We start from the raw sequence: 17,257 nt of genomic DNA on the forward strand, positions 1-17,257 counted from the left end.
AGAACACCCCAACACTGAGCATACTGCAGGGTCGGCATTGCCAAAAGGTAAATGATCAAAAAATTGTCACAATGAGGCGGAACTTTCCGTTTCCCGACACGAAACCAACGCATTGGCCGCGATCTCGCCATGATTGAAACGGATCGGTTCGGTTTCCGTTCGGAAAACTTGGGGCGCACGAGGTTTCCCCCGCACGCCCCAGCCCCCACTGACCTTGGTCAGACCGGTCTCAGCGCCGCTGCAGCAGCGTCGCCTCGTGTTTCTTCAGGATCTTGCGCGCCGCACCGTAGGCCTCGATGCCCTCGCGGGTCCGCAGCTCCGGGAAGAGTTCCAGGATCTCGGCACGTTGCGCATTGCCCAGACCTTCGAGCGTCTGATCGCCCGGCTGGAAGCTTTCGGTCCAGGCGCCGTTCGCCAGAACCACTTCGTGCCGGTCGAACATGAAGTGGATGTAGCTGGTGCCCAGCGTTTCCACCGACTTCACGCCGCGGTTGTCGATCAGGTGCTTGGCCGCCACCAGAACCTCGTGCTCTTCGAAATAGAGCGCGGTGCGTTCGTTCGCGACCAGCATCCGGTGGTTGGGCGAGACAAGCATGTCACGCTCCGGCAGACCGTTGCCAAGGCTGCCCGCCTTGATCAGCACCGGCTTCAGATGCGGCGCGGCGATCAGTTCCGCCCGGTTCATGTCCCTCCGGCCGATCCAGCGGATTTCCTGAATGCCGTTGTCACGGGTCAGGATGCGGTCGCCTTCGCGCAGCTCTTCGACCAGCCGCTCGCCCCGCGGCGTCGCCACCAGCGTGCCGGGGGTGAAGCAGGGCACCACCTTCTCGATGTTCCTGAAGTTGAGCGAGCCGGTGACATTGCCATTCGCATCGAGGAAGTTGACGGTCCCGCTTTCGCCCACGCCCGTCGCCGGATTGTAGGTCGGATCAGTCGGATCGTAGATGATCTTGACCCGACCGGAGCCGGACAGATCGAGCGTATCCCAGTCGTCGCCGCCTTCGTTGCCGTCGATGATGTCGTGATTGCCGACATCGCGGCTCGTCACGAGGAACATGTCGCGATCGTCGCCACCCGAGAGCGTGTCGACACCGTCACCACCAACCAGCGTGTCGTTGCCCGCGCCGCCCTCAAGCAGATCCTGGCCCTGACCGCCGGTCAGGCTGTCGGCACCCGCATCGCCGTAAAGCCGGTCGTCGCCATCGTCGCCAGCGATCGTGTCGGCGCCCGCACCACCATGGACCGTGTCCTGACCGGTGCCGCCGGAGGCCAGATCATCGCCCTCGCCGCCCGTGATCGAGTCGTCGCCCTCGCCGCCCGCCAGCGTGTCGTTGCCGGTGCCGCCATCCAGCGTGTCCGAGGCCGAACCGCCATCAAGGCTGTCATTGCCCGCACCGCCCAGAAGCGTGTCGTTGCCCTCGCCGCCGGTGATCGTGTCTTCGTCGATGCCGCCGTCGATGAAGTCGTTGCCGTTGTCGCCGGTCAGGACGTCATCGTCGTCGCCGCCGTAGATGACGTCATTGCCCTCGCCGCCATGCACCGTGTCCATGCCGTTTTGCGGCACCGGATCGGTGGCATCCGCGACTTCGGTCGGGCTCGTCGTGCCCGGGCCGTTGTCGGCATAGATCGTGTCGTTGCCGTCGCCGCCGGTGAGGCTGTCCGAGCCCTCGCCGCCGATGACCAGATCGTCGCCGATGCCCGCTTGCACGGTGTCGGCATCGTCACCGGCGTCGATCACGTCATTGCCCTGGCCCGCGTCGATGCTGTCGGCGTCGTCCCCGGTGCGGATCGTGTCGTTGCCCACCCCGGCGATGACCGTGTCGCGGTCGTCGTTCGGGTTGGTGTCGGCCCCGTAAAGGCCCGGATAGGCCAGATCGGGGCGCGAGGTCGTGCCCGAGGTGTCGATCAGATCGGCGCCGTCGCCGCCATCGACCAGATCGTTGCCGTCGCCGCCGGTCAGCGTGTCATCGCCAAGCTCGCCGTAAAGCGTGTCGTTGCCGGTGCCGCCGGTGACGCTGTCATTGCCGTCGCCGCCATCGATGCTGTCGTTGCCCGCGCCGCCGTCGATCGTGTCGAGACCGCTGCGACCGTCGAGCGTGTCATTGCCCTCGCCGCCGCGGATGCTGTCGTCATCGAGCCCGCCGATGACGCTGTCATCACCCGCGCCACCGTCGAGCGTGTCATCGCCCGACTCGCCGAGGATGGTGTCGTTGCCCGCGCCGCCCGAGACCGAGTCATCGCCCGCCCCGGCCTGCACCGAGTCATTGCCCGAGCCCGCATCCACGGTGTCATCGCCCAGACCGGACAGGATCGTGTCATTGCCCGCCCCGGCCACGACGCGGTCATCCTGCGGGCCATCGCCCGGGATCAGCGCGTCATTGTGGTCGATCATGTCGCCTTCCGGATCGCCCGTGTAGTCGTAGTCGATCAGGTCGGCGCCATCGGTGCCTTCGACGATGCCATCGCCATCGGTGATGATGTTCTCGATATTGGTGAAGTTCAGCGTGCCGACCACATTGCCGTCGGCATCAAGGAACTGCACCGTGCCGTTTTCGGCATTGTGCGGATCGTAGATGATGTTGGTGCGGCCCGCGCCGGTCAGATCAAGCGTGTCATAGTCGTCGCCCCCCTCGTTGCCGTCGATGACGTCGCCCGAGCCCGCCGCCGCGGTTGCGACGCGGAAGGTGTCGCGATCGTCGCCGCCCGCCATCGAGTCGGCACCCTGACCGCCGATGATGCTGTCATTGCCGGTGCCGCCAAGGATCGTGTCCTCGTCGATGCCGCCGTCGAGCGTGTCATTGCCCGCATCGCCGTAGATCTGGTCGTCGTCGTCCTCGCCGTAGATGACGTCATTGCCGTCGCCGCCGTGGATCGTGTCCATGCCGTTGTTCGGAACAAGGTCGGTCGCGTCGGGCACGTTGATGATATCGGGCACGGTCGGGCCAAGGCCGCCGTAGATCGTGTCATTGCCCGCGCCGCCATCGACCACGTCCGAGCCGCAGCCCGAGGTGATGCTGTCGTCGCCCTCGCCGCCCAGCACGGTGTCGGCATCGACGCCGCTGTCGATCGTGTCATTGCCGGTGCCGCCGTCGACGCTGTCGGCATCGTCGCCGGTCAGGATCGAGTCATTGCCCGCCCCGCCCAGCACGGTGTCGCGGTCATCATTCGGATCGGTGTCGGCCGGGTAAAGCCCCGGATAGGCGATATCGGGCGAGGCCGCATCGTTGCGGGTGTTGATGACGTCGTTGCCGTCGCCCCCCTCGACCCGATCCGAGCCGGTGCCGGTGGTGATGCTGTCGTCGCCGGTGCCGCCAAGCGCGGTATCGTTGCCCGCCACGCCTTCCAGCGTGTCGTTGCCAGCGCCGCCAAGCAGGCTGTCGTCGCCCTTGCCGCCGATCACGAGGTCATTGTCGTCGCCCCCATCGACGGTGTCGTTGCCGTCGCCGCCGCGCAGCGTGTCGGCGCCGCCTTCGCCCAGAAGGCTGTCGTCGCCGTCACCGCCCTCGACCGAGTCATTGCCGGTGCCCGCCCAGACAGTGTCATCGCCGAGACCTGCCAGCACGGTGTCATTGCCCGCGCCCGCACGGATGCGGTCGTCGTTCGGTGCATCGCCCGGCAGGATCGCGTCGGAATGATCGACCATGTCGCCTTGCGGATCGCCGGTGTAGCTGGTGTCGATCAGATCGCCCGCCGCCGTGCCGTCCACATAGCCATCGCGCGGATCGCAGCCGACGGTCACGGTCACGATCGCGGTGTCGGTGCCACCATGGCCATCCGAAACGGTGTAATTGATCGTCGCATCGCCCGAGAAGCCGTTGGCCGGGGTGAAGGTGATCGTGCCGTTCGCGTTGATCGTGACGGTGCCGTTCGGGCTCGTGGCCGAGGTCACGGTCAGCGTGTCGCCGTCGATATCGGTGTCATTGGCCAGAACGGCGACGTTCACCGCGGTCTGGTAATTCGTCGCGGCGGTGTCGTTCACCGCATCCGGCGCATCGTTCACCGGGGTGACGGTGACATTGACGGTGCCGGTGTCAGTGCCGCCATGGCCGTCCGAAACGGTGTAGCTGATCGTCGCCGGACCGTTGTAGTTCGCGTTCGGCGTGAAGGTCAGCGTGCCGTTCGGGTTGATCGTCACGGTGCCGTTCGGGCTCGTCGCGGCGGTCACGCTCAGCGTGTCGCCATTCGCATCGCTGTCGTTGCCGAGCACGTCGATGATGACGGACTTGTCCTCTTCCACCGTCGCGGTGTCGTCATTCGCCACCGGCCCGACCTGATCGCCGACGACCTTCTCGATCTCGGTGAAGTTGATCGACCCCGTCACCGCCCCATGCGCATCGAGGAATTCGACGGTGCCGTTGATGCCGTTGCCGTTGCTGTCGGTCGAGGTGTTGACCAGACGCCAGTTGCCCTGACCGGTGATGTCGAGCGTGTCATAATCGTCGCCGCCCGCGCCGCCGTCGACCACGTCGCCCGCCGCGCCGTTGATCAGGTCGCGATCATCGCCGCCCGAAACGGTGTCCGCCCCGGCGCCGCCCACCAGCGTATCCGCGCCCGTGCCGCCCGAAAGGCTGTCCTTGCCATCGCCGCCCAGAAGGCTGTCGAGACCATCCCCGCCCAGAAGCGTGTCGTCGTCAATGCCGCCATCGAGCGTGTCATTGCCCGCATCGCCCGACAGCACGTCACTGTCGTCGCCGCCGTAGATCACGTCATTGCCGCCGCCGCCATAAACGGTGTCGTCGCCATTGTTCGGCGCGGCATCGGTCGCATCGGGGATCTCGGTCGAGCTCGTCGTGCCCGGGCCGTTGTCGGCATAGATCGTGTCATTGCCATCGCCGCCGGTGAGGCTGTCCGAGCCCTCGCCGCCGATCACGAGGTCGTCGCCCATGCCCGCTTGCACGGTATCGGCGTCGACGCCCGCGTCGATCACGTCATTGCCCTGCCCCGCATCGATGCTGTCGGCATCGTCGCCGGTGCGGATCGTGTCGTCTCCGGTTCCGGCGATCACCGTATCCCGGTCGTCGTTCGGATTGGTGTCTGCACCATATTGGCCCGGATAGCCGATATCGGGGCTCGAGGTCGTGCCCGAGGTGTCGATCAGGTCGTTGCCCTCGCCACCATCGGCCAGATCATTGCCATTGCCGCCGGTCAGCGTGTCATTGCCAAGCTCGCCCTTGAGCGTGTCATTGCCCGCCCCGCCATTCAGGCTGTCGTTGTCCGCGCCGCCATCGAGGCTGTCATTGCCGTCGCCCCCGATCAGCGTATCGCGGCCGTCATTGCCCAGAAGCGTGTCATTGTCGGCCCCGCCATCAAGGCTGTCGTCGCCCAGACCGCCGACAAGGCTGTCATTGCCCGCGCCACCGACCAGCGTATCGTTGCCGTCGCCGCCAAGCGTGGTGTCATTGCCGGTGCCGCCATCGACCGAGTCATTGCCCGCCCCGGCGTTGATCGAGTCGTTGCCAGCACCCGAGCGCACGGTGTCATTGCCCGCGCCCGCTTCGACGATGTCATCCTCGGGGCCCTGACCGGGCAGGATCGCATCGCCGTGGTCGATCAGATCGCCCTCGGGGTCGCCGGTGTAGTTGTAGTCGATCAGATCGTCGCCCGCGGTGCCTTCGACCACGCCATCGCGCGGATCGGCGCCGACGGTGACGGTGACAGTCGCGGTATCGACACCGCCATGCCCGTCCGAAACGGTGTAGGTGATCGTCGTATCGCCCGAGAAGCCGGTGGCCGGGGTGAAGGTGATCGTGCCGTTCGCGTTGATCGTGACGGTGCCGTTCGGGCTCGTGGCGGCGGTCACGGTCAGCGTGTCGCCGTCGATATCGGTGTCATTGGCCAGAACGGCGACGTTCACCGCGGTCTGGTAATTCGTCGCGGCGGTATCGTTCACCGCATCCGGCGCATCGTTTTCCGGGGTGACGGTGACGTTCACCGTCGCCGTATCGGTCAGACCGTCCGGATCGCGCACGGTGTAGGTGATCGTGTCGGTGCCGTTGTAATTCGCATTCGGCGTGTAGGTCAGCGTGCCGTTCGCATTGATCGTCACCGTGCCATGCGCCGCCGTCGCGCCGGTCACCGTCAGCGTATCGCCATCGGGGTCGGTGTCGTTCGCCAGCACGCTGATCGTGGTCGAATGGTCCTCGGCCGTGGTCGCGGTGTCGTTCACCGCATCCGGACGGTGGTTGACGTCATCGCCGGTGATGTTCTCGATCTCGGTGAAGTTGAGCGAGCCGGTGACGTTGCCATCGGCATCCAGGAATTGCACGGTGCCGTTATGGCCGTTGCCATTGCTGTCGACGGTCTGGTTGATCACGCGCCAGTCGCCCTGGCCGGTGATGTCGAGCGTGTCGTAATCGTCGCCGCCCGCGCCGCCATCGACGGTATCGCCCGCCGCGCCATGAATCACGTCGCGGTCATCGCCCGCCGAGATCCGGTCATTGCCCGCACCGCCGGTGATATTGTCGTTGCCGCCCTGGCCCAGGATGGTGTCGTCGCCATCGCCGCCCGACAGCGTGTCGGCCCCGGCCACGTCGGGATCAACCGCCGAAACGGTCGAGCAGGTCAGGTCGGTCACGGTGATCGCCTGATCCGAATTGCCACCGTTGTTGTAGTCGATCTCGATGCGGGCGACGGTGCCGTCGATATGCACCAGAACCGAACCCTGCGCCGAGGCCGAGGACAGCGAACCGTTGTCGACATCATGGCCGGTGACGGTGCCGTTCGAAACGGTCTGCGCGCCTTCGACGGTGTAGGTCACGTTCAGCAGGTGGCCCTGCGCATCATAGGCGCGGACGGTGACGATATCCTGATGGTAGTCGCAGCTGTTGCCGACATCGATATCGTTGATGCGGAAGCTGACATCGGTCACCGCCGAGGCGTAATCGGCATTGGTCGAAGCGAAGTTCAGCGAGGTGGTCGAGGTGTTGCCCGCCCCGCCATTGCCGTAAAGCCGCAGCCCGCCCGAGGCGTTCAGCCCGTCGCCCGCCTCGACATATTGCGTTTCGGTGGTCGAGGTCGCCGTGGCACCGCAGGTCTGGTCGGCGAAGCCGAAGGTGACCTTCACGCCGCCCATGTCATAGGACGAGCCATTGGTGATCGTGCCGCAGCTCTGGCCGAATTTCTGCCAGTCCATCGTCAGATCGACCGAGGCCGCGCCGCTGTCGAGATCGCCGTCGCCCTCGATATAGTCGTTGCCCGACCCGCCCTCGATGCTGTCGTTGTCGGCACCACCATAAAGGCTGTCGTTGCCGCCCATGCCCGAGATCGTGTCGTTCCCGTCCATGCCGTGGAAGACGTTGGTGAAGGTGTCGGCGGGGGTGGTGCCCTGCTGGTCGAAGCCGGTCAGGCTGTCGTTGTAATCCGAGCCGATCACGCCATCGACGCCGGAGCTGACGGAATCGCCCGCCGCATCGCCGCCCGAGAGCACGCCGGTGTTCAGGTTCACGTTCACCGCCGCGCCGGAGTTCGAATAGTCGATGACGTCAAGGCCGGTGCCGCCCGTGAACGTGTCATTGCCCGCACCGCCGACAAAGGTGTCGTCGCCCGCGCCGCCAAACAGCGCGTCATTGTCGGCGCCGCCGTTGATCAGGTCGTTGCCGTCTTCGCCGTAAACGGTGTCATTGCCCGCACCCGACAGGATCGTGTCATTGCCCGCGCCCGCAACGACGCTGTCGGCATTGCCGCCCTGGTAGTCGTTGTGATCGATCATGTCGCCTTCCGGGTCGCCGGTGTAGCTCGTGTCGATCAGATCGGCACCCGCGGTGCCTTCGACGATGCCGTCAAGCGTCGGATAGGTCGCGAGGCAGGAATAGGGAACCGAGGGGCAGTTGTCGGTGCAGGAAACGACCGTATAGGTCACGCCCGCCTTCAGCGCCGAGGTGGAGACGATGCCGACCATGTCGTTGTCGGCCATCTCGAAGGCATAGACGGTGATGTATTGCGCGGGATCGGTGCAACCGGCGGGGGCGACGGTATAGGCATATTCGGGGGTGATGCGGCCGGAGGCGGAGGTGTAGCTCGAACCTTCAAGCGTCTCGCTCGAGTTCAGCGTCTGATCCAGATCGCCATCGTTGAAGCAGCTGTCGTTGTCACGCACGGTGATCTGATTGACCGTCGCGCCCGAGGCGATGGAGAAGGTCGCGCCAGCGGCATTGCTGAGCCCGACGGCGCTGTCCGCGAAAAGACCGGCTTTCGAAGATGTGATGTTCGACAAATCCCACGCGAAAATCGTGTGATCGCTGAAAGTATAGGTCATGGCAGCTTCTCCTTACCCCCACGGCGAAGACAATTCTCCGCGCGCCTTGCAATCTCGGCCCTGCCCCGCGCAGGTCCTTTACTCGTCCTCACGGGTCTCCCCGCCACCGCCGTGAGACCTTGAAACCGTCGGGCTGGATCAGGGATGCACAAAGCCACCCGCCGAAATGGCGGTTTTGCAGACTTGCTTCGGTGTCGTTTTTCGGGGTGGCAGATCACCCCTTCTACGGCAGCACCACTTCAACCTTCCCGAGGATCCGAAGATCTCGATCGTCACAGGCCGCCCCCACGGCCCGCGCCCAAAGTCGGGCCCCGTACTGATACCAAGAGCTTGTCCTTCGGGGAACGGGAATCTGCCCAAATCTCGCCCAGATTTTTCCGCGAACACTCCTTGGTTGTCCCATTCGCGCCGTTATTTCGGACCTATCGCGCCCAGATTGTTTCCCGCGCCGTTTCGGCGCCCCAAGAAAATACTGGCCATTTCACTAAAATTTGTCCTGTTTACCGGGAATTAACGATGACCCGATGGGGGAGGCACCGCTCGTCATCGCCCCCCGGCCCGGCAAGTGTTTCCACTTGCTCGACAATGCCGCCGCGGCGCCGTTTCCGGACCATGATCAATCTTGGCGCGTGGCCGGAACAATTCCAGACCCCCGATTGTTCCGCAAACGCCACCAAAGTGACCGAAACCGCTGCTTTGTTCGCCGCCCAGAAGATCGCACCCCGAATCACATTTTGCTAACCAGAACCGGCACATGGCCGCCGACTCTCACCTGCGGGGAACTGTCGCGGGGGGCCGATCTTCCTGCCGCGCTGCGCGCAAGGCGATGCTGCCACGCCGGGCTGCCCCTTTGCCTGCCCAAGCCGGAGCGCTATAGTTAAGCGGCTTCACATTCCGCGAGGGGCGCATGTCCAAAGATCAGAAGACCAGCGAAAAGGCCAAATCGGACACGCGCGACGAGGCCCCCGCCAGGGACCGCCCCGACATTCCCTTCGTCGGCGAGATCACGCATTTCCTGCACAAGGAGGCGCCCGAGGCGCTGCGCAGGGCGATCGAAACCGCGAAACCCGACGAGATCCTTTGCCCCTCCTTTCCCTATCGTCAGGAGATGTCGAAAAAGGATTATGCGGCGCAGATGGAGGCGCTGCAGGTCGAGTTGGTGAAGATGAGCTGGGGGCTGAAAAAGGCCGGGCGGCGGCTGGTCGTTCTGTTCGAGGGCCGCGATGCCGCGGGCAAGGGCGGCACGATCGAGCGGCTGCGCGAGAACCTGAACCCGCGGCAGGCGAATATCGTCGCGCTGCCGACGCCGACCGAACGCGAACAGAGCCAGTGGTATTTTCAGCGCTACGTCGAGCGCCTGCCCGCAGCCGGGGAAATCGCGCTCTTTGACCGGTCGTGGTACAACCGCGGCGTGGTCGAACATGTCTTCGGTTTCTGCACGCCCGAGCAGCGCACGCGTTTCTTCGCCCAGCTGCCCGGCTTCGAGAAGATGCTCGTCGACGAGGGCATCGTGCTGGTGAAACTCTGGCTCTCGGTCGACCGGGCCGAGCAGCTCAAGCGCTTCCTCGATCGCGAGCAGGACCCGCTCAAGCAATGGAAGCTGAGCTGGATCGACGTCGAGGGGTTGAAGAAATGGGATGCCTATACGGTTGCCATCGCGGAAACGCTGCGCTGGTCGGACACGGCCCATGCGCCCTGGACGGTGATCCGCGCCGATGACAAGTACCGCGCCCGAATCGCCGCGATCCAGACGGTGCTGGGCGCGCTCGATTATCCGGGCAAGGACCGCGATGCGATCGGTCAGCCCGATCCGCTGATCTGCGGGGGCATCGATCACATCGATGGCTAAGGCAGGATATCACCACGGAAATCTCCGCCAGGCGCTGGTCGAGGCGGCACTCTCGCTGATCTCGAGCCGGGGCGCGCAGGGCTTCACGCTGTCGGAAGCGGCGAAGGAGGCGGGCGTGACCCCCGCAGCCGTCTATCGGCATTTTGCCGGGCGCGAGGATCTGATCGCCGAATGCGCGCGGCAGGGCTATGCGATCTTTGCCGATCTGATGGAACATGCCTGGAACGGCGGCAAACCCTCGGCGCTCTCGGCTTTCGGCGCGACCGGGCGGGCCTATCTGGCTTTCGCGAAGAAATTCCCCGGCCATTACATGGCGATGTTCGAAAGCGGCCTCAGCCCGAACCGCTCGCCCGAACTCGCCGCGGGCATGGCGCGGGCCGAGGCGGTGGTGCTGAAGGCGACGCAGGCGCTTTCGGCCCATATCCCCGAGGGCCGCCGCCCGCCGCCGACGATGGTGGCCGCGCATGTGCGCGCGCTCAGCCACGGGGTCGTCGAGCTTTACGCCCGCGCGGCACCGGGCACGCAATCGCCCTTCACGCCCGAGGATCTGCTCGAAAGCGGCATCGGCGTCTATCTGCGCGGCCTCGGCCTGATCGCCCCGGACGGTTGAAGGGCCGACCGTCAGAGGATCGAGGCAAAGGCCCAAAGGCCAAAGCCCGCCATCGTCAGGCTCGACACCCGCCCGGTCCACAGCGCGAAAGCGGGCGGCAGCCGGTGGTGCAGCGCCGCGACAAGGCCCGACAAGAACGCCCACCAGCCGATCGAGCCCAGAAACACCCCCAAAACCAGCGCCACGATGGCCAGCCCCGATCCGGTCTGCGCCAGCCCCAACCCGGCAAAGATCGCGGCAAACAAAAGGATCGTCGGCGGGTTGGTGATCGTCAGCCCATAGGTGACGATCGTCGTGCGCAAAAGCCCCCGCGTCTCGGGCGCCCGCGCCGCGGCAGGCTCGGCCCCTGCGCCCCCCCGCGGCCAGCCGCTCCAGGCGAGATACATCAGGAAGGCCCCGCCGATCAGGCCCAGGGGCAGCGCGATGCGCTCGACCAGATCCTTGAAGACGGCAAAGCCGACCGCGGCCCCGGTGGCGAAGGTCAGATCGGCCAGCGCCGTGCCCAAACCGCCCGCGACACCCGCCCAGAAGCCGCGCGCCAGCGTGCGCTGGATGCACAAGGCCCCCATCGGCCCGATCGGCGCGGCGATCGCCAGCCCTATGAACAGCCCTTTTCCGAACAGCACCAGCGCGTCCATTCTATCTCCTGTAGCGAAACGGCGGCTCGACCACGGTCGAGAGCGCCAGCATGGTTTCGGTCCGCGCGATCCAGCCCGCGCGCTTCAGCGCGACCAGAAACGCCTCGACCGCGACGAGCGAGGCAACACGGATCTGCACCAGATAGGACCAGCCCCCGGTGACATGATGACAGGCGGTGACGGCGGTATTGTCGGCGATGGCGGCGCGAAAGGCAGCCTCGTCGATGCCCTCGGCCAGCGCGATCCAGACGAAGGCGGCAACGGGCAGGCCCACCGCCTCGGGATCGACATCGGCGAGCGTCCGGCGCAGCACGCCGCGCTCGATCAACCGCCGCAGCCGATCATTGACCGCCGAGGGCGAGAGCCCCACCCGCGCCCCTAGCTGCGCCATCGACTGCCGCGCATCCTCGCCCAGAAGGGCGCAAATCTTTCTGTCGATCTCGTCCATCACCGCGATTCATCCGCTCAAATAGCCCTTCGACCGGATCATCGCCGATGCGCGCTTAATTGCAACGGATGTTTTTCACCCGCCGGACATCGTCCGGCTGCCGCGCTTGCCCCCACCGCCCGACCGCATGACATCCGGTTTCCCGCAGGAAAGCCCCTGCAGCACGGTTGTTTTTGACCGCGGGAAAGGGGCCTCCGTGGCGGTGATGAAAAAGTTTGCCCGAGGATGAAAAAACCGGTTGCGCCCCCCGGAGGCTCACGTTAAACCCCCGCCTCACGACGACCCCTGATGCGGAGAGGTGGCAGAGTGGTCGATTGCGGCGGTCTCGAAAACCGTTGACCCTGCAAGGGGTCCGAGGGTTCGAATCCCTCCCTCTCCGCCACTTATCCAAGTGGTTCCGTCGTTCCTCAGGACATCACAAGCGCTTTCGCGACGCAAGTTATGCGCCCAAATCGCATGTTCTCTGCGGCAAGGTCTCGCGCCTCCGGACCCTCCCCCCCATGAGAAAACCCGGTCCTGCGGGTGCAGGGCCGGGTTCGGCTTTCGTCACAGGCCGTGCGCGGCGTCAGGCGTCTTTCGACGCCTTCTCGGCCGGGGGCGTGTAGGTGTGGATCAGCACATAGTAGCAATAGGCCGCAGCGCCGATGAACAGGACCGGCCACAGGATGCCGCCCAGGAACACCGCCTCGAACACGGCCCAGCCGACGAGGAAGATCACGGGCAAAAGCCGCATCGGCAGCGGGCGCAGCATGGGATGATCGAAAATGGCCAAGGATGGGCCCTCCCTCGGGTGGGTTGCAGATCGCGGAGTGCCCTTTGCGCCCCGCGCGGGCAAACTTTGCCAAGGAGGGCGCAAAGTCAATGGCACGCGATGCCGCCCCCGACGCGCCAAAAGGCCCCGCGCGAGGTGCGGGGCCTTTCGGGAGTAACGCCAGGCTCCGGGCGGCTCAGGCCAGCAGATCGAAGCGGTCGGCCTGCATCACCTTGACCCAGGCGGCGACGAAATCGGTCACAAACAGGCCCGCATTGTCGTCTTGCGCGTAAAGCTCGGCATAGGCGCGCAGGATCGCGTTCGAGCCGAAGACCAGATCGACGCGGCTGGCGGTGTGCTTGACCGCGCCGGTCGCCCGGTCGCGCAGCTCGTAGCCGACCGCGACCTTGTGCCAGCTCAGCCCCATGTCGGTGAGCGTGACGAAGAAATCGGTCGAAAGCTCGCCCGGCCGATCGGTAAAGACGCCCTGCGGAGTGCCGCCGTGATTGGCGCCCAGCACCCGCAGACCGCCCAGAAGCGCGGTCATCTCGGGCGCGGTCAGCCCCATCAGCTGCGCGCGGTCCAGCAGCAGCTCCTCGGGCGAGACGGCGAAATCCGCCTTCAGCCAGTTGCGGAAGCCGTCATGCACGGGTTCGAGCACGTCGAAACTGGGGCCGTCGGTCATCGCCTCGGTCGCGTCGCCGCGGCCCGGCGTGAAGGGCACCTCCAGCGCGAAACCGGCCGCTGTCGCCGCCCGTTCGACACCGACATTGCCCGCGAGCACGATCACATCGGCGACCGAAGCCCCTGCCCCCGCCGCGATCGGTTCCAGAACCGACAGCACACGGGCCAGACGTTCGGGCTCGTTGCCCGCCCAGTCCTTTTGCGGCGCGAGCCGGATGCGGGCGCCATTCGCACCACCGCGATAATCCGACTGCCGGAAGGTCCGCGCCGAATCCCAAGCCGTCGCCACCAGATCACCGACCGACAGCCCCGCGGCGGCGATCTTTGCCTTCACCGCGGCCACATCCCAGCCGGTCGGGCCAAGCGGCACCGGGTCTTGCCAGATCAGATCCTCAGCCGGGACGTCGGGGCCGATGTAACGCGCCTTCGGCCCCATGTCGCGGTGCAGAAGCTTGAACCAGGCGCGGGCAAAGGCATCATCGAAGGCCGCGGGGTCCGCGATGAAGGTCTGGCAGATCGCATTGTAGATCGGATCGACCTTCATCGCCATGTCGGCATCGGTCATCAGCGGATCGTGGCGGGTGGTCAGATCGGTCGCATCGAGCGGCTTGTCACTCTCCGCAATCGTCACCGGCTTCCACTGCCAGGCCCCCGCGGGGGATTTCGTCAGCTCCCAGTCATGGCCGAAGAGCATCTCGAAATAGCCCATGTCCCAGCGCGTCGGATGCGTCGTCCAGGCGCCCTCGATCCCCGAGGTGACGGCCTGCGCCGCCTTGCCGCCCATATGCGGGTTCGCCCAGCCAAGACCCTGATCGGTGACATCGGCGGCCTCGGGGTCAGGCCCGAGCGCCTTCGCGTCGCCATTGCCATGCGCCTTGCCGACCGTATGGCCGCCCGCGGTCAGCGCCACGGTTTCCGCGTCGTCCATCCCCATCCGCGCGAAGGTCTCGCGGATATGCAGCGCGGTGCGGGCCGGATCGGGCTGGCCGTTCACGCCTTCGGGGTTCACATAGATCAGCCCCATCTGCACCGCGGCCAAGGGGTTTTCCATCGTCTCGGGCTTCGTCAGATCGCCATAGCGACCGTCCGAGGGCGCCAGCCATTCCTCTTCCGCGCCCCAGTAGACGTCCTTCTCCGGCGCCCAGATATCTTCGCGGCCAAAGCCGAAACCGAAGGTCTTCAGCCCCATCGACTCGTAAGCCACCGTGCCCGCAAACAGGATCAGATCGGCCCAACTGACGGCATTGCCGTATTTCTTCTTGATCGGCCACAGAAGCCTGCGGGCCTTGTCGAGGCTGACATTGTCGGGCCAGGAATTCAGCGGTGCAAAGCGCTGGTTGCCGGTATTGCCGCCGCCGCGCCCGTCCGCCGCGCGGTAGCTGCCCGCCGCGTGCCAGGCCATGCGGATCATCAGCCCGCCGTAATGACCCCAATCCGCTGGCCACCAAGGCTGGCTGTCCGTCATGAGCGCGTGCAGATCGGCGCGCAGCGCCGCCACGTCGAGCCCCTTGACCGCTTTGCGATAATCGAACCCTTTCAACGGGTTCCCCTTGGTGTCATGCTGATGCAGGATGTCGAGGTTGAGCGCATTCGGCCACCAACTGGTGTTCGAGACCCCCGCAGCCGTCACCGCCCCATGCATCACCGGGCATTTGCCGGTCTTGCCTTCGCTGCCGTTCATTCTGATCTCCCTAGGTTGCTGTCTGCAAGAAGGTTAAGCGGCGGTGATGATAAATTCCAATTGCATTATCCGAAGGTCGCGATAGTTTTTTCCTATGATCAATCTCTCGATGAAACAGCTTCGCTATTTCGACGCGCTTGCGCGGACCGGGCATTTCGGTCGCGCGGCGGAGGATTGTGCGATCTCGCAGCCCGCTTTGTCGGTGCAGATCCGCGAGATGGAGGAGACGATGGGCGCGGCGCTCTTCGAGCGCGGGTCGGGTCGGGTGCATCTGACGGCGCTTGGGGCGGTGCTGGTGCCGCGGGTGCGCGCGATCCTGCGCGCGGTGGACGAGCTTGGCGATCTTTCCCGCGCGGCGCAGGGGCCGCTCTCGGGGCGGTTGCGGCTGGGCGTCATTCCGACGATCGCGCCCTATCTGTTGCCCGCGCTCGTCGCGGGGTTGGCGCGCAGCCATCCGGGGTTGGAAGTCGCGCCGCGCGAGGCGGTGACGGGCAAGCTGGTCGCGGCGCTGACCGAGGCGCAGCTCGATGCCGCGATCCTGGCGCTGCCGGTCTCCGAGCCCTCGCTGGCGTCAGAGCCCTTGTTCACCGAGGATTTCGTACTGGTGCGCCCTGCGGCGGATGCGGGCAAGCCCGTCCCCTCGGCCGAGGCGCTGCCGAAGATGCGGCTTTTGCTGCTGGAGGAAGGCCATTGCTTCCGCGATCAGGCGCTCGAATTCTGCAAGGTCGGCGGCGTGACCCCGCGCACGGTGATGGAGGGGTCGTCCCTGGCGACGCTGACGCAGATGGTGGGCGCCGGGATCGGGGTGACGCTGCTGCCGGAAATCGCGCTGCCGGTCGAGACGCGCTCGGCCCCGGTGTCGGTGGCACGGCTTGCCGCGCCCGCGCCCGCGCGGCGGGTGGGGATGGTGTGGCGGCGGTCGTCGCCCTTGGCCGCGCAGCTGACCGAGGTGGCGGCGGTGATCGCCAAGGTCGGCACGGCGCTGCGGGATCAGTCCAAGGGGGTATGAGGCCCTCGGGGTCGGGCGGATCAGGAAACGCAGCGCGTTTCCCCGCCCGCAGCGCGACGCAGATCGCAAGACCGTTTCCCCAAGCCCGCGAGAGGCCGGCGCCCGTCCCGGCGGGCGAGAAGCGCCCGCCATGGGCGGGGCGGGCGCTGGCCGAGTGCCTTTGGGCCCTCGGCGGTCACGGGGCCAATGCATCGCGTGACCTCGGCAATGGCCTCGGTCAAGGAAGCGCGCTCAAAACAGCTTCTTGTCCAATCCCGTCCGGATCAGCCCGAGCGTGATCAGCGAGGCCCCGGTGACGGCGATCAGATAGACCTCGACCCGCGGCAGGGTGAAATGGTTCAGCCAGATCACGATGCCCACATGGAGGAAGTAGATCCCGGCCGAAAGCGTGCCGATGGGAAGCCGCACCAGCCAGCCGGGAAAGCCCTGCGCCTTGACGCCAAGCGCCACCAGCAAAGGCCCGGTGACGGCGGCGGTCAGCAGCGTCTCGGGCGCCAAGGGATGCTCGCCCCCCAAGGCCTTCATCAGCTCGGATTCGCCCACGACCGACAGGAGGCCGATCAACGAGCCCCAGAACGCCACCCGCAGCGGGATGCGCGCGACAAGGCCGCTGCGCTTGCTCATGTAGCCGATCAGATAGAACGGAAAACCCATCAGCACGCCGTTCTTCGCATCGGGCCAAAAGCCGCGCGGCAGGAGGTAAAAGCCGATCGCCCATTGCAGCGCGAAGCCCGCCAGAAGCACCGCGATCGCAATCGCCCAGATCGTCCGGTCGGAAAACCGCCAGACCAGCTGCGACAGGCCCACCGCCATCGCCAGCCCGACCAGAAACCACAGATGCCAATAGCCGAAGACCCAGAACTTCCCATATTCGATCAGCCCGTGGTCCCAGACCGTCTGCCACCAGGCGGGCAGATAGATCGCCAGCCAGAGGAAATGCAGTTTCAGATAGCGCAGCATCAGCTTCACCGAGCGCCCGGGCACTTCGGGGCGGAAGGTGTAGCCCGCGACAACGAAGAAGGCCGGAACCCCGATCCGGGCGAGACCATTGCCAAGCGCCCACATCGCCTCGTCATTCACGCCGCGAAACGGGTTCGCGTGGATCGTCACCACCAGAAGCGCCAGAAACAGCTTGAGCAGATCAAGCCCGATCAGGCGCTGGGTTTGCGGGGCGGAAGCGGTCATCTTTGCCTCGGGTCTGCTGCGTCGCCCTGCCCTAGCCTTCCGGCCCATCACATTCAAGTGTGCCGCGTCACACCGCACGGGTGAGCCAACGTGCCGCCTGCCACGGGGCTTGCGAAAAGGCGATGGTGCAGGCACGAAAGGCCAAAGA

9 protein-coding genes and 1 tRNA gene are annotated in these 17,257 nt (G+C 65.8%); 4 read left to right on the forward strand and 6 right to left on the reverse strand.

Annotation, left to right across the window (positions count from 1 at the left end; genetic code table 11):
• Nucleotides 1-229: 229 nt before the first annotated feature.
• Entirely contained in the window at nucleotides 230-8,254 is an 8,025-nt protein-coding gene (locus C8J30_RS19005; protein ID WP_245909689.1) for an Ig-like domain-containing protein, read from the reverse strand.
• A gap of 907 nt (nucleotides 8,255-9,161) precedes the next feature.
• On the opposite strand from C8J30_RS19005, the gene ppk2 reads away from it, so the two are divergent.
• Together ppk2 and C8J30_RS02780 are read left to right on the forward strand one after the other, a co-directional pair.
• On the forward strand, nucleotides 9,162-10,103 hold the full coding sequence (gene ppk2, locus C8J30_RS02775; RefSeq protein ID WP_110804167.1) for a polyphosphate kinase 2: 942 nt from the start codon (nucleotides 9,162-9,164) through the stop codon (nucleotides 10,101-10,103).
• A complete protein-coding gene (locus C8J30_RS02780) occupies nucleotides 10,096-10,713 on the forward strand; it encodes a TetR/AcrR family transcriptional regulator (protein ID WP_110804168.1) in 618 nt (205 codons plus the stop codon). The genes ppk2 and C8J30_RS02780 overlap by 8 nt, the downstream gene beginning before the upstream one ends.
• Nucleotides 10,714-10,724: 11 nt before the next feature.
• On the opposite strand, the gene C8J30_RS02785 is transcribed toward C8J30_RS02780, so the two are convergent.
• Together C8J30_RS02785 and C8J30_RS02790 are read right to left on the reverse strand one after the other, a co-directional pair.
• On the reverse strand, nucleotides 10,725-11,351 hold the full coding sequence (locus tag C8J30_RS02785; protein WP_110804169.1) for a LysE family translocator: 627 nt from the start codon (nucleotides 11,349-11,351) through the stop codon (nucleotides 10,725-10,727).
• A 1-nt stretch (nucleotide 11,352) separates the two neighbouring features.
• A complete protein-coding gene (locus tag C8J30_RS02790) occupies nucleotides 11,353-11,799 on the reverse strand; it encodes an Lrp/AsnC family transcriptional regulator (protein WP_110804170.1) in 447 nt (148 codons plus the stop codon).
• Nucleotides 11,800-12,091: 292 nt separating this feature from the next.
• Here C8J30_RS02790 and C8J30_RS02795 point away from each other — a divergent pair.
• Nucleotides 12,092-12,181 (forward strand) — tRNA-Ser (locus C8J30_RS02795).
• Between the two features lie 183 nt (nucleotides 12,182-12,364).
• Here C8J30_RS02795 and C8J30_RS02800 read toward each other — a convergent pair.
• Nucleotides 12,365-12,571: a DUF3329 domain-containing protein gene (locus tag C8J30_RS02800; protein WP_146227852.1), complete on the reverse strand. Its 207-nt coding sequence runs from the start codon at nucleotides 12,569-12,571 to the stop codon at nucleotides 12,365-12,367.
• Between the two features lie 175 nt (nucleotides 12,572-12,746).
• Nucleotides 12,747-14,915: a catalase/peroxidase HPI gene (gene katG, locus C8J30_RS02805; RefSeq protein WP_110804172.1), complete on the reverse strand. Its 2,169-nt coding sequence runs from the start codon at nucleotides 14,913-14,915 to the stop codon at nucleotides 12,747-12,749.
• 94 nt (nucleotides 14,916-15,009) lie between these two features.
• Between katG and C8J30_RS02810 the strand changes: the two genes are divergently transcribed.
• Nucleotides 15,010-15,924: a hydrogen peroxide-inducible genes activator gene (locus C8J30_RS02810; protein ID WP_110804173.1), complete on the forward strand. Its 915-nt coding sequence runs from the start codon at nucleotides 15,010-15,012 to the stop codon at nucleotides 15,922-15,924.
• 231 nt (nucleotides 15,925-16,155) lie between these two features.
• Here C8J30_RS02810 and C8J30_RS02815 read toward each other — a convergent pair whose 3' ends face one another.
• Complete coding sequence (locus C8J30_RS02815) at nucleotides 16,156-17,109, reverse strand: acyltransferase family protein (protein ID WP_181420745.1); 954 nt, start codon at nucleotides 17,107-17,109, stop codon at nucleotides 16,156-16,158.
• Between the last annotated feature and the right edge of the window lie 148 nt (nucleotides 17,110-17,257).

This window comes from Rhodobacter viridis, from assembly GCF_003217355.1.
GTDB lineage: Bacteria > Pseudomonadota > Alphaproteobacteria > Rhodobacterales > Rhodobacteraceae > Rhodobacter > Rhodobacter viridis.

What these genes read in the sequence shown, in the direction of transcription:
- C8J30_RS02780 (WP_110804168.1), top strand. Translation starts at nt 10,096, where the DNA reads ATGGCTAAGGCAGGATATCACCACGGAAATCTCCGCCAGGCGCTGGTC.
- ppk2 (WP_110804167.1), top strand. Translation starts at nt 9,162, where the DNA reads ATGTCCAAAGATCAGAAGACCAGCGAAAAGGCCAAATCGGACACGCGC.
- C8J30_RS02785 (WP_110804169.1), bottom strand. Translation starts at nt 11,351, where the DNA reads ATGGACGCGCTGGTGCTGTTCGGAAAAGGGCTGTTCATAGGGCTGGCG.
- C8J30_RS19005 (WP_245909689.1), bottom strand. Translation starts at nt 8,254, where the DNA reads ATGACCTATACTTTCAGCGATCACACGATTTTCGCGTGGGATTTGTCG.
- katG (WP_110804172.1), bottom strand. Translation starts at nt 14,915, where the DNA reads ATGAACGGCAGCGAAGGCAAGACCGGCAAATGCCCGGTGATGCATGGG.
- C8J30_RS02790 (WP_110804170.1), bottom strand. Translation starts at nt 11,799, where the DNA reads ATGGACGAGATCGACAGAAAGATTTGCGCCCTTCTGGGCGAGGATGCG.
- C8J30_RS02810 (WP_110804173.1), top strand. Translation starts at nt 15,010, where the DNA reads ATGATCAATCTCTCGATGAAACAGCTTCGCTATTTCGACGCGCTTGCG.
- C8J30_RS02815 (WP_181420745.1), bottom strand. Translation starts at nt 17,109, where the DNA reads ATGACCGCTTCCGCCCCGCAAACCCAGCGCCTGATCGGGCTTGATCTG.